This window comes from Echinicola salinicaeni (assembly GCF_014280965.1).
Taxonomy (GTDB): Bacteria; Bacteroidota; Bacteroidia; order Cytophagales; family Cyclobacteriaceae; genus Echinicola; species Echinicola salinicaeni.
In genome coordinates this window covers 1-14,170 of record NZ_JACODZ010000007.1, presented here as the reverse complement: position 1 = coordinate 14,170, position 14,170 = coordinate 1, and the positions used below count along the sequence as shown (strand labels likewise).

Genomic DNA, 14,170 nt, shown 5'->3' with positions numbered 1-14,170 from the left:
ATGAGATTTAAGAGTTTTTTAACTGTATCATTTATTGCAGGCCTGATGGCCTGCAATAATGTTTCCTTGGAAGAAATTGAGAAGGAATATTTGTCAGAAGTGTCTATTCCAGTGGGAGGGAACACTTATGTGACATCTGGTCATGAGGGTGCCAAAATCAGTAGAAGAAGTGGTGCTGTTGAAGACTGGACCAATGAAGAGGCCGTGCTTAGTACATATTTTAAATTGCCACAAGCTGAAAAGGCATTATTGCAATTGGTATTGGATAGTAGGGAGTCGTCTAGTGAATTGCAGGTGACTGTTGGAGAAAATATCCAAACTATTGCTTTGGAGGCCGGAGCTGAAGATACAGTAAGTGTGGGTTTGTTTGAACTTCCTTCAGGTTATGCCCAAGTGGATGTTCAAGGTCTTTCAAAAGCAGGAGCGGCATTCCCTTCTCTAAAATCCCTTATTGTAAGAACAAAAAATGATTTAGAGATTACCTATGTAAAGGATAATGAAAGTAATCGCTTTTATTGGGGTAGAAGAGGTCCTTCTGTTCACTTGTCCTATACATTGCCTAAGGAAAAAGATTTCAAATGGTTTTATAATGAGGTGACCGTTCCTGAAGGTGAAGACCCTAATGGATCCTATTATATGGCCAATGGATTTGGGGAAGGTTATTTTGGCATGCAGGCCAATTCCGATGATGAAAGAAGGGTGCTGTTTTCGGTTTGGAGTCCCTTTCATACCAATAATCCAGATGAAATTCCTGAAGATCAACAAATCAAATTGTTGAAAAAGGGAGAGGGGGTTAATACAGGAGAGTTTGGAAATGAAGGTTCTGGTGGACAGAGCTTTTTCAGATACAAATGGATCACAGGAAATACCTATAAGTTCCTTAACTCTGTTGAGCCTGATGGCAATGGCAATACCATCTATACGGCCTATTTCTTTGCTCCAGAGGTAGGTGAGTGGAAGTTGATCGCCAGTTTCTTGAGACCTAAAACAGATACATGGTATAAGCGTCCACATTCATTTCTGGAAAATTTCAGAGACAGTAATGGTTATATAGGTAGAAAAGGGCTTTATGCCAACCAATGGGCAATGGATACCGAAGGAAATTGGATAGAGCTTACAGAAGCTAAATTTACTGGTGATGATATTGCCAGGAGAGGCTACAGGCAGGATTTTGCTGGTGGAGAAGAAAACGGCGTCTTTTTTATGAGAAATGGAGGATTCTTCAATGAAATGGTCGATTTAAATAGTATGCACACAAGAGAAGCTACAGGTAATCAGCCGGAAATTGATTTTTCAAGCTTGGATTAATCAAACAGTCTCTCGTATAATCTTTTAAAGACCCCATCCTTTTGGTTGGGGTCTTTTATTTATAAAATATTATTTCGAAAGAATGGAAGTGTAAGTTATTGTGTATTGAATATAAAGGTTGTGAGTATTTTTGTTGTAAAAGAAATTGATTCGAAAATTTATTTTTTTACTTTTATGGCCATTATTGAAAAGTGAAGTAGGCAAATACAAGTTTAATGGCGGTATTGAATAGACTTTATGAGGAGAAGACTTCCGAAATAAAAAAGGAAATTCCAGTGATTCAGGAGTATGCTGAAACTGAATTATGGATAGCTTTTTTAAAAGGGAGCAATGCTGCGCTATCAAAAATATATCGTGCCTATTCCAATAAGTTGTTTACCTATGGTAGGCAGTTTACATCCAATGAAGTATTGATTAAGGATGCCATTCAGGATGTTTTTTTTAAGCTGGTAGATCAGAAAGATCAACTTGGAGTAGCCCAGTCCGTTAAATTTTATCTTTTTTCAAGTTTTAGGAGAATACTTCTCAGGTCTCTTAAAAGGGAAAGGAAGTATGTTGATGAGGAAGAAGATGGGGAGTCGTTTTATTTTTTAGTAGATGAGGATCATTTTGCCATGGATGCGCTTCTGAATGAAAATCAAAAGAAGATGGTTCAAAATGCCTGTAATGAATTGACTGCGCGCCAAAGAGAGATTTTAAACCTTAGATTTTTCGAAAATCTTAGCTATATAGAAATAGCAGAAATGCTAGAGCTTGCAAATGCCAAAACGGTGAGAACGATGCTCTACCGGATTCTCAATAAACTTTCAGATAAACTACGTCCGTTCAAGAGAAGTTTATTGTCCCTTATTTTCCTAATATCTTTTCTTTTCTAGAGTATTAAAAGTTTGTTAACGTAAGTTTTAGTATTATTAATTGAAATAATTTGTAAAAAATTATATTTCAATTAGTGGTCTTTTGATATGGGTATGTCTCTTTATTAATACAAACGTAATAAAGAATACATTTTCATATGCAATTTGATCCTAAGACGGAAAAAGACTTTTTACTTAATGAGCATTTTGTTCAGTGGATAATGGCACCTGATCATGAGTCTGACCGTTATTGGTCTAATTGGCTCCTGAAAAATCCAGGAAAGGCCAATATGATGAAACGGGCAAAAGAAAGTGTTCAGGGTTTGATGTTGAGGACTTTTGAAATTGAAGAAGATGAGAGTGAAATGATTCTTGATAGGATCATCAGGCACCACGATAAGACAAAGAATGGACTGACGGAAAGATCAAGCACTCATGTTTTGTTAGATTTTTTGAAGGCCAATAGGGTAGCAGCTGTATTGGTCTTGGTTACTTTGTTTTTAGGGCTGTTGACATTGGATTTTCAGCCAGAAACTCCTTCTGCTGTAAAAAATGAAAAAATAGAATGGCTGACCAAAAGCAGTAAAGCGGGGACTAAAATGTCATTTCATCTTCCTGATGGCTCTTTGGTAAAGCTAAATTCCAATAGTTCAATATCATTTCCAGAGAGATTTTCAGATAGTTTAAGAGAAGTGAAACTTACCGGGCAAGCGTTTTTTGATGTAGAACATAATGAGGACCTCCCTTTTGTAGTTGCTGCTGGTGATTTACAAATAAAGGTAATGGGAACCTCCTTTGATGTAAATAATAAGCCTGAAAATAAAGCACAAAAAGTCTCCCTTCTGAGCGGCAAGGTAAAAGTGACCACCACCAATGGTATGATAGAACAGCTGAGGCCATTGGAGATGGTGAGTTATGAGAAGACAGCGAAGGCATTAGTCAAGAGGGAATTTGATCCCGAAGTAGTGACGGGCTGGAAAGACGGTATCATAAAATTTGAGAATACAGACCATAAAGAAGTCTTTAAGATTTTAGAAGAATGGTATGATGTCAAAATAAAAGTAGAAAATGATGTCAAGTTCAAGGGAGGGATAAACGGGAGGTATGAAAATGAAATCCTGGATAATGTGTTAAAAGGACTCTCCTATTCTGAGAATTTTAAATATAGGATCGAAAATAAAAAAGTGACCATTTTCAAAATATAAACCCTGAGAGATTAAATCCTAAAATGATCTGGCTGATGAAAGACCAGGAAGCTTAGAGTTAAGCAATTAATAATTTTAAAAACTATGATGCATAATTTATTTAAAAAACTGGGAGTTGCTGCCATTTGGACGATGTCCTTATTGGTAGTGTTATCTCCTTTGCAAGCAGAAGAGTATGCCCATAAAGGTACTTCGCTGAGGCAAAACGATCTGGATAAAATGATCTTGTCTGTTGATTTCGTGGATGAGCCATTCAAGAATGTCGTAGAGGAAATCGAAAGAAAGACTGGGTTTCATTTTACGTATAATGACCAGATAGAATCCAAAAGAGTGTCAATTGCCGCCAAGAAAGAAAGTCTTGAAAAGGTCCTTCAAAAATTGGGCAGTGATTATGGATTCAGATTTAAACAGATCAATAAAACCGTTCATATTTTGGCTCCACAAGAAGCTGAAGTTGCTCCTGCTGTTTTGAAGGATGTAAAAGGGACTGTACTAGATGCTACTGGAGAACCATTATTAGGAGTTAGTATTTTGGTAAAAGGAACCACTAAAGGTACTATTACTGATTTTGATGGTACTTTCTCCCTTGTGGGTATTCCTGATGATGCGGTACTTCAAGTTTCTTTTATTGGCTTTAAGTCCAAGGAGGTAGCTATAGGAAATGCTTCCAATTTAGAAATTATACTGGAAGAAGATACTCAAGGTTTGGATGAGGTAGTCGTAACAGGTTATACTACCCAAAAGAGAGAAAACCTAACAGGGTCTATTGCAGTGTTGGATGGGGATAAGCTTAAAGATGTGTCTTCACCAAATATTGGCAATATGCTACAAGGAAAATTGGCTGGTGTAGATATCGCTACCAATAGTGGAGCACCTGGATCTCAGCCAACAATCCGAATCAGGGGGAAAAACTCTATTCGATCTTCAGTGGACCCCATTTGGGTAGTTGATGGTGTAATCTGGCATGGAACACCAAACCTAAACCCTGCTGATGTGGAGAGTATTTCTGTGCTTAAAGATGCCGCTTCTGCTGCATTATACGGCTCTAGAGGTGCGAATGGTGTTGTAGTGGTCACTACCAAAGCTGCTAAAGGTGCTGATGTGAGTTCTATAAACATCAGTGCAAAGACAGGTGTCTCTATGTTCAATACAGGAGGTTTTAAAATCTCTGATTCACAGCAGCTTTATGATTTATGGGGACAATTCCCAAATCAGAATGCGATACCTGAGTATTATAATGAAGATCTTTTGGGAACAGATACTGATTGGCTGGATATAGGGACTCAGACAGGAATGGTCCAAGATTACAATCTTTCTTATACAGGGACTTCCGATAGGGCGCGAGTTTATGCCACAGGTAATTATTTTAAGGAAGAAGGATCTGTTAAAGGATACACTTACGAAAGATTATCAGGTAGGCTTAATGTGGATTATGATATTTCTGATAAGCTGACTTTTAAGCCAAAACTGGCAGCGACCTATACCTCTACGGACAATAGACAGCACAGCATTTATGCAATGTACAGAAATCTTCCTTGGGACAATCCTTATGATGAAGCGGGGAACCCTGTAAACCCACAGATGGGCGATGTTACTTGGTATGGTAGAGATAATAGTAATTATCTATATGATCTGCAGTGGAATTATTCAAATGGCGCAACATTTAATATACTGGCCAATATGGATTTCCAGTATGATATTACTGAGGAGCTTTCTTTCATCTCAACAAATAATATTACCTATTATAACTCAGAGTCACTGAGCTATGTGGATCCAAGATCTAATGCTGGTTTTGCTGATAATGGAAGAGTAAATAATTCTATGGCCAAGAGAATCACCAGGTTTTCTAACCAGATGCTTTCTTATACCAAAAGCTTTGATGATCATTTCATTAATGCTTTGGCAGCATATGAATACAGTGATTATGTCTATAATGGACTGGGTGCAATTGGTAAGGGGATAGTGCCAGGAGCTACCATTATTGATAATACTTCGGAACCGGCTAACATCAGCGGTACAAAAAATGACTATGCCTTCCAGTCTGTTTTGATGAATGTAAACTACGGTTATAAAAACAAGTACAATGCGCAGTTGTCATTCAGAAGGGATGGGGCATCTAGATTTGGAGAAAATCATAAGTACGGTAACTTCTTTGCCATCAGTACTTCTTGGAATATTCACAAGGAAGATTTCTTCAAGAGCGATGCCTTTGATTACCTTAGGTTAAAAGCTGCCTATGGTGGTGTAGGGAATACCCCTTCTTCTTTATATCCTCAGTATGAGCTGTATTCTTTGAAGGCTCAATATGGAGGGGATCCTGCCGCGGTTCCGTCTACATTAGGAAACGATGACCTTACATGGGAAAAGACTTATGATAGCAATATCGGCCTGGAGTTTGGTTTGATAGATAAGTTTGATGGTGTTTTGGAAGTTTATAACAAAAGCACTAGTGGCTTACTTCACTTTGTACCATTGCCTAATATTTCCGGTTATGACGGTTATTATGACAATATCGGTGGTGTAAGAAACAGAGGAATTGAATTTACGCTGGGAGCAGATGTATTGTCCAATCCTACTGGGTTTAATTGGAGACTGGACTTTAATATAGGAAGGAATGTCAATGAGATTACAGAACTGTATGGAGGAAAGAGCCAGATTTCGGGTCAGAAGATCATCCAAGTTGGAGAGGATATTGATACTTGGTATATGAGAGATTGGGTTGGAGTAAACCCTGAAGATGGAACTCCACTATGGGAAACGGTTGATCCTGCTACAGGAGAAATTGGAACTACTGGAAAATATGCTTCTGCTTCACTGCAGAAAGTAGGAACGGCAACCCCTGATTTCTTTGGAGGTCTGAACTCATCCATGAGTTATAAGGGAGTTTATTTGACCGCTGCGTTTGCATACTCTAAAGGAGCCATTGTATATCATGTAGCTAGAGAGATGTTTGACAGTGATGGAGCGTACCCTACATATAATTTCATGCAATTACAGGATGATTGGTCTAGATGGTCTCCAGAAAACACGAGTGCTACTCACCCTCAACCAATGTTTGGAGGGAATAATAATGCGCATAAGGCTTCATCCAGGTATTTGGAAGATGCAAGTTATCTAAGACTAAGAAATGTGACCTTGGGATATAATATTCCTTCGGTAATTACAGATGCTTGGAAGCTAAGCTCTTTAAGTGCATACCTTGCTGTAGATAACCTTTTTACCATTACGGATTACTCCGGCTTGGATCCAGAAGCAGCATTGAACGGAAACAATTCTTCTCCTTACCCTTTGCCAAGAAGGATATCTTTTGGCCTAAACCTTTCTTTCTAACTGAAATCAATTTAGAAGATGAAATACTTAAAAAATACATATTGGATTGGGATCATGGTCATGGTCCTATCTGCTTGTAATATAGATAGAAATCCTTATGATTCTATCACGTCAGATGAACTGGCAAATTCAGAGACAAGTGCCGAATCGGTTACTTTGGGAACCTATAGTAGAATGAAGACTTGGAGCACGGATTGGCACAGGTTGTTTGAATACCCTTCTGATAATGTTGCCTTGAGTGGAATGACAACCAATCCATTTTTCTTTTCCTATAATTACCAACGTGTTCCAAATGGATCAACAGTAGCTGGTTTTTGGAAAAACTCCTACTATATTATTGTAGGGGCTAATAAAGTGATTGAAGCCTTGGCAGAAGGAGCGTCAGATAAGGATGACCAGCTTTTGGCAGAGAATTACTATATCAGGTCATTGATGCATTTTCAGTTGGTTAACCTGTTTGGAAGACCTTATATGCAAGGTAGGGACAATGCAGGAGTGCCATTAAAATTGGATGGCGATCATTTGGATCACCCTGTACGTTCTACTGTGGGAGAAGTGTATGATCAAATATTGGCTGATTTATTGAAATCCGAAACACTGTTTACTGAGGAGAAAACCAATATTTACGCTAGTAAAGAGGCTGTTTGGGCTTTACTTTCCAGGGTATATCTCTATCAAGGAAATAATGAAAAGGCTATTGAATATGCCAATAAGGTGATTGATTCAGGTAAATTCAGTCTGATTCCAACAGATAAATTGGCGGATTATTCTAAAATGGTACCTGAAAATAATTCTGAGACCATTTTTGCCATCAAGTTTGTAAAGGATGCTGATTATTCCAATAACGGATGGTATACCATAGGATCATTGTATGCAAATATTCAAGGTGCAGGTTGGGGAGAAATGTACGCATCAAGACCATATCTTGAGCTAGTGCGTGAGTATCCTACTGATCAACGTTATCAATTTATTCGTCCAGTGGTTTTGGATGAAGAGGTTACTTGGGCACTGTACGTGGATAATGCCAATAAGTACAAATGGAAAGAAGTGATCAAAACAGGGGACGACTATGTCTACGAAGAGAATGGCGAACAGATAGCATTGGATAAGACAGCCAAGGGGCAAGGAGGTTTTGATTACTTTATTCAAACTGAAGAAGGAGCAAAGCGCGTTCTTATTGACAATAAATTGGATGTGCGTAATGGGTATCCAAAATATTTTGTGTTGAAATGTTCAGGACAGGAAGAGCAAACACACCTATGGTCGCCTGTAATATCCAGGTTGGCTGAAGTTTACTTGAACAGAGCCGAGGCCAACGCAAAGCTGGGCAATACAGGTTTAGCTCTTCAAGATGTGAATTTGATTAGAGAGCGTGCAGGTATTCCTGAGTCAGGATTGTATACTACAGATAATCTGGGCGGTAAGACTGTTTTAGATGTTGTACTAGAGGAAAGACAGTTGGAGTTAGCCTATGAAGGGCATAGAAAAATTGATGTGTTCCGTAATAATCGAACTATGGATAGAGGATATCCAGGTACACATTTGGCAGGAAATTCACCGGTATCTAGTGTTTCTCCAAATGATAATGCGATCATTGAATACCTTCCAGAGGCGCAATTATTGGTTCATGATGGTTTGACTCAAAACCCTTAAACCTTTATATTTTAACTAAAAGGCCACTTTTGATCCAAAAGTGGCCTTTTTTTGTGCCTAATTTTTCCAAATCAGTAAACTGTTAGAAGAATTTATACAGATATTATCGATAGGTTAATCAAACAATAGAAAAAGATCGATTTTGTTTTTTTTGATTCGTGAGTAGATTAGGAATTGAAAAATTTCATGTTTTTAGTAAAGTATAGGCCTGCAAATGTGTAAGGGTGTGTTTTTTTAGGCGTTTATTCAGTTTACAATACAATATTCATTTTAGTTGGTTCTTTCAGCTTAAAAACTTTTTCTAATGTCTTATAATTACACAAATATGTAAAATTCTTACTTATTGATGTGTTTTTATTGCATATAAATATTTTTAACAATAATTGTCTTTTTTGTAGTTAATTTTGAATTGTTGTAATGAATGGTTTGTCTACAAACTGGTGTTTTAGTTTAGTTAAGTGTGGCTTACCGGTGGTTTTGTGAGTATTAACTGTGAGTTAATGAAAACGAAATTGTTTGAAAGTTTTCATTGGATAAGGATGTTTTTTGAATTTAAATAGTAATAATAAAAAAATATAAAATACAATTTTAAACTGTTGACCCTAGTGTGTAAATGGTGATAATAACTTTATCTATTAAAGTTTTATCACAGAAACAACTTTAAGGATTTCTATACCAATTATTTAAAGTATTTGATTTATGGAATTAATTTTTACCAAATCAAGGTGGTTTAAACCATTATGGTTTTTAACTGCCTTACTTCTATTTCAGGCATTCATGAGTTTTGGTCAGGGGACCAAGACGGTGGCTGATGAGTTGACTTATTCTAGCCCTAATGTACCGGCTAGCTTAGCGGAATCCCTTGGTCCATCATCTGGCTATACCAAGGAAACCGTGGAAAATCCAGACAATGCCGCGGTGGACGATGATAATTTTGCCCGGTTATTGGCAAGTCCTGGATTACTTTTAGGATTAGGGTCTTATGGAGGTGAAATAGAATTGAAATATCCTTCTATGCGATCAGCAAATACAACAAGTTATATTAGATTGGATGCTGATGGAAATTTACTGGATGCATTATTGGGAGGAAATCTTGGTGAACTACTAGGGAGTTTATTGGGTATAGTGGCCCTAGGAGAACAAGAGATCATTGTTACTGCCAAAAATGTTTCCATGGATGTTTATTCCAGGAGCTCACAGGATGGCTTTAATATTGACAGGGCGAGGTTGATTACTGATGCTGCTGGGAATTATTATCTCGCCATCACTCCTGATGCAATTTATGATAGAATCACTATTTCCAACCAGTCTTTATCGCTGTTGGGGTTGGGTGATGAAGTGAGCACCGATGTATATAGTGTATTTGATTTTGATTCTGGCAGTATTTGCGGAAGTCCATTGGGAACTTCCTATGATGTCAGTGGTGTGAATCTAGATTTGTTGAACCTAACAGGTTCAGTAGCGGATGATTTGAATTTAGCCATTGATGGGGATGAAAGTACTTATACTTCTCTGAGCCCTGGGGTTTTAAGTTTGGCTGGAGTCCTTGAACAACATTTTTATTTTGACGGAGAAGGTGAAACTAGTGATGAGGTGCAGTTCACCTTAAGTAGTGCTCCTGGTGTTTTGGATGTAGATCTTTTAGAAAACATAGAAATAGTCGCCTATAATGGGACAACTGAAGTGGCCAGGCAAGATTTAGAAACTTTAGGAACTGATTTATTAGGAATAGCCCAAGTTGACCTCTTGGGCCTTTTGGCAGATGGAAACCCTGTTACATTTGCTTATACTCCAGGATTGGCTTTTGACAAAGTTGTCATCGAAGTAGGGACACTTTTGAACCTTGGTACTTCAGAGAGCTTGAGGGTACATGAAGTGGTAAGGACTCCAGGAAGACCAGATATCCAAGGGGTTGATGATGAGCAGAATTTATTGGTATGTGCAGGAACAGATGTCACCCTAATGGCTGATGTGGCTACTGGTGATCAAGTAAAATGGTATGATGCGCCTACGTTAGGGAATTTAGTGCATACGGGAGCTAGTTTCCCTCTTGGAGCAATTGGCTCTAAAACAACTTATTATGCGGCTGCTGAAAGACCCGGCTGTCCAATAGAATCCGTCAGAGTCCCTGTAACAGTGGATATAAATCCAGATCCATTGATCTCATTAAATGGTGCTGCTGTTTATAATGTGGCTATTGGGGAGTCCCTCACTCTTCCTCCTGCAACTGCAGTGGATGAAGATGATAATTCTGTGCCTGTTATCTGGTCTGGATTGGATGGAGCGCCGTTGACACTTCCAAATACAGCAGGGGTATTTAACAGTGGAGGAAGATATATATATAGAGTTTCCGCAACGGGTAATACCTGTACCAATTACGTGGATGTTATAGTCAACGTATTTGATCCAGATGCATGTCCATTGGTATATAATAGAATGTATGCCACCAGTGCAGACGACTTTACCACTAGTAGTTTATTGGGTATTCAATTAGGATCAGTTACTAATCATACACTTGCAGCTGGAAATAACCTTGCTGATTATTCTCTTTTGTCAGAAACCGTTGGAACTAGTCTTTTGGGACTGACAGGGGAGACTTCCCAAACGATAAGATGGAATACTATGGTTCCTGCTGGAACACCAGTGACAATTAAGCTTGGCCGTGAATATGGTGCAGCAGGAGTTTCTGGAGGTATATATGTTCAAGCTTTAGATGGAGATCCGGTAAATGGTGATGATTTATTAGGCATTAGGCAATTGGCAGATGGAGGGTTGGTGTCCGCTGTTAATGGTATAAACGAGTTTGAATATACCTTTATTCCTACCGATGAAAATGGTGTTCCAGTTGCTTATAATGGCGTGAAAGTTTCTTTGTCGTCTTTGCTTAATGCGGAACAAAATGTTCGCGTTTATGCGGCTTACTATCATGAAACTAGTGCAACGCTTTCTAGCTGTACTTTTGGAAGCATAGATATATTGACTGGTTTTGAGTCAATCATTGATGGCTTGGATGTGGCTAGTGGACTGACTTCTGTGCAAGACCCTGAATTATCAGTGGATGGAGACCTGGATACTTATGCCACTATTTTTAATAATGTAGGAGTTAATATTAGCAGTAAACTGGATGTAAGTTTTGCTGCGCCGGTAATAGCTGGAGACTCTGTGTCGATTAAGGTCGGGTCTAGTACTGGGCTATTGGATTTGAACCTCCTTCAAGGCTATGAAATCCAGCGGTATTTGGGGAACCAAGCTGTTGGGAATCCAATTGATTTGAGTTCGAACTTTTTGACCTTGACTTTACTGGGCGGAGGAGCTACTCAATCTTTGAGTTTCATTAACGATGTGCCTTTTGATAGGATTAAAATTCTTTCAGGTGGTGTGGTCAGTGCATTAGAAGAATTATGGGTTTATGAAATAGAATTGTTCCCAACCAGTGAAATACCAGGAGAAGAATATGATGATATCAATGATCTCTATTTTATAGAAATATGCCCTGGAGATGTAATAGACCTACCTTCATTGGCTTGTGATGAGATCAAATTGTATGATGCACTTGTTGGTGGTAATGAAATTACACCAGCTGATATAGCGACATGGGCCCCAGAGACAACCCAGACAGTTTATGTTCAAATTGTAAGGTTTGGCTGCGAAGATGGCATAGACAGAAGGCCTTTGGAGATCAGGGTAAAAGGAAGCTCCGATCAACTACTTGAAGAGGTGCTGATTAATGGTACTACGGATGATGTTTTCTGTCAAGATGTAGACCCAATAACGCTACAAGCAAACCTTATTGCTGGAGCTCCTGCTGGAGTGACCTATCAATGGTTCAGTGATAATAACGGAACACCTGAGCTTATAGATACCGAAACAGCAGCAAACCTTACTTTGACCGGTTTAGCTGCAGGAGATTATACTTATTATGTTCAGCTAATGGCTGATGACTACTGTACAGCTGAGCCTACAGCTGTTGATTTCACTATCAATAGGAATGCAACAGATGGAGATATTAATCTAGATGGTCCAATTGTTCAATGTGTAGGTGTTCCAGTAGTTTTGACACCGTCCACTAGCATAACTAATCCAATATTTAACTGGTATCTAGATGAGAATAAAACCGGCCCTATCAATGATGGAGATGTAGATGGAGCTATTACTTATAATGTTTCTGCATCTGGTGAATTAACCGTATCAGGATTGGTTGATGGTGCTGATGTAAATTATTATGTAACGGTAACAGGTGATGATGTTTGTGAAAATGTTCTAGGAAAAGAGATCAATGTTCAGGTTTCCAATAACTTGCCTGCGCCTACATTATTGGATGCAGATTTAGAATTATGCGGGCCTGGAAATGATGCTGTTTTTGAAATCACCAATTATGCAGGTGGCCTTACTTATAAGATTTTTGATGCAGCAACAGGTGGAACTGAAATAACCACTGATGTAACAGTAGTGGATAATATAATTACCATCAGTAATGTAAATGTAGATGTAACTTATTTTGTGGAAGTAACAGGTGCTGGTGGATGTGTAGGTGTAGACCGCTCTGAAGTCTCCGTTACTATTAATGGTTTTGCTACGGATGCAGATATTGATGCAGTCGGAACGACAATTTGTGAGGGAGATACTTTCAGCCTAACGGCTAGTAGTGCTACCGTTACCAATCCAGTATTCACTTGGTATACAGATGCTAGTTTGAGTACAGAACTAACTGACCTTGACGTTTCGCCATCAACGACGACAAGTTATTTTGTAACGGTAAGCGGGGATGGAATATGTGAGAACCAGGCAGGAAATGCTAAAGAGGTTGTAGTAACAGTAAACAGGAATGCGACAGCTGCGGATATAGAAGCTGTTGGTGGAACAATCTGTGAAGGCGAGACCTTCACCTTGACAGCAAGCAGTCCTACGGTCAGCAATGCGGTATTCAGATGGTATTCGGATTCTGATCTTACCACAGAAGTTCTGGATCCAAATGTAAGCCCAAGCAGTACGACTACCTATTATGTAACAGTAAGCGGGGACGGAGTATGTGAGAACAATGCAGGTGAAGCCGCCGCCGTAACCGTAACAGTGAACAGGAATGCGACAGCCGCAGATATAGAAGCTAATGGTGGAACAATCTGTGAAGGTGAGACTTTCAGCTTGACAGCAGGCAGCAGTACGGTTACCAATGCGGTGTTTACCTGGTATACGGATTCAGACTTGACGAATGTGTTGGCAAGTACGGATGTATCCCCATCGACAACTACAACCTATTATGTGACAGTTAGTGGTGATGGCGTATGTGAAAACAATGCGGGCGATGCCGCTGCCGTAACAGTGACAGTAAACAGGAATGCAACGGCTGCAGATATAGAAGCTGTTGGCGGTACAATCTGTGAGGGCGAGACTTTCAGCTTAACAGCAAGCAGCCCAACAGTAGTTAACCCTGTGTTTACTTGGTATACAGATCCAGCGCTAACAATTTTGGTTACTAATACGGAGGTATCTCCATCGGCGACCACCACTTATTATGTAACAGTAAGCGGGGACGGCGTATGTGAGAACAATGCAGGTGATGCCGCTGCCGTAACAGTAACAGTAAACAGGAATGCGACAGGTGCGGATATAGAAGCTGTTGGTGGAACAATCTGTGAAGGCGAGACCTTCAGTTTAACAGCAAGCAGTCCTACGGTAAGCAATGCGGTATTCAGATGGTATTCAGATTCTGATCTTACCACAGAAGTTCTGGATCCAAATGTAAGCCCAAGCAGTACGACTACCTATTATGTAACAGTCAGTGGAGACGGCGTATGTGAAAACAATGCAGGTGAAGCCGCC

At 39.2% G+C, this 14,170-nt stretch carries 6 protein-coding genes; all 6 read left to right on the top strand.

Annotation, left to right across the window (positions count from 1 at the left end):
* On the top strand, positions 1-1,308 hold the full coding sequence (locus H7U17_RS14300; RefSeq protein WP_186757436.1) for a DUF3472 domain-containing protein: 1,308 nt from the start codon (positions 1-3) through the stop codon (positions 1,306-1,308).
* A gap of 215 nt (positions 1,309-1,523) precedes the next feature.
* Complete coding sequence (locus H7U17_RS14295; RefSeq protein WP_186757435.1) at positions 1,524-2,183, top strand: RNA polymerase sigma factor; 660 nt, start codon at positions 1,524-1,526, stop codon at positions 2,181-2,183.
* A gap of 137 nt (positions 2,184-2,320) precedes the next feature.
* Positions 2,321-3,367, top strand: a complete 1,047-nt coding sequence (locus H7U17_RS14290; RefSeq protein ID WP_186757434.1) for a FecR family protein — start codon at positions 2,321-2,323, stop codon at positions 3,365-3,367.
* Between the two features lie 84 nt (positions 3,368-3,451).
* Entirely contained in the window at positions 3,452-6,697 is a 3,246-nt protein-coding gene (locus tag H7U17_RS14285; protein WP_230981426.1) for a SusC/RagA family TonB-linked outer membrane protein, read from the top strand.
* A gap of 18 nt (positions 6,698-6,715) precedes the next feature.
* The gene (locus H7U17_RS14280) at positions 6,716-8,350 is read left to right on the top strand and encodes a RagB/SusD family nutrient uptake outer membrane protein (protein ID WP_186757433.1); all 1,635 of its coding nucleotides are present in this window, start codon (positions 6,716-6,718) and stop codon (positions 8,348-8,350) included.
* A gap of 699 nt (positions 8,351-9,049) precedes the next feature.
* A partial coding sequence (locus H7U17_RS14275) for an immunoglobulin domain-containing protein (protein ID WP_222439215.1) occupies positions 9,050-14,170 on the top strand: 5,121 nt, incomplete at its 3' end.